Annotated in this window: 1 protein-coding gene; it reads left to right on the top strand. The window is 63.6% G+C overall.

Annotated features, from left to right (window positions below; translation table 11 throughout):
* Positions 1 to 19: 19 nt before the first annotated feature.
* A partial coding sequence (locus ACI3KS_RS19665; RefSeq protein WP_404920225.1) for a cation:proton antiporter occupies positions 20 to 522 on the top strand: 503 nt, incomplete at its 3' end.

The raw sequence follows: 522 nt of genomic DNA on the forward strand, positions 1-522 counted from the left end.
CCTTAGTCTCGTGGTCTCGGTGCTGGGCTATCTGGCGGCGGGGCTGCTGCTGGGGCCATCGGGTCTCGAAGTCATCAACGATCCGGCGTCGGTGCTGCATCTGGCCGAATTGGGCGTGGTGATGTTCCTGTTCATCATCGGGCTCGAAATGGAGCCATCGCGACTGTGGTCGCTGCGTAAGCAGATACTTGGGCTCGGCGTCATCCAGGTGGCGGTTTGCGGGCTGCTGCTGACCGGGGTGGGCATTCTGCTTGGCTTCGCGCCTGCCGTGGCCTTCGTCTTCGGCATGGGTTTCGTGCTGACTTCGACCGCCATCGTCATGCAGATTCTGGGCGAGCGGGGCGAGCTGTCGAGCGATAGCGGGCAGCGCATGGTCTCCATCCTGTTGCTCGAAGACCTCGCCATCGTGCCGCTTTTGGCTGTGGTCGCCATTCTGGCGCCGACGGGCGGGGAAGAAACGCTGGTGAGCCGGTTGACCGGCATTGCCATCGCGCTGGGCGCCATCGGCCTGCTGATTTTCCT

This window comes from Microbacterium sp. ZW T5_45 (assembly GCF_044987415.1).
Classification (GTDB): Bacteria; Actinomycetota; Actinomycetes; order Actinomycetales; family Microbacteriaceae; genus Microbacterium.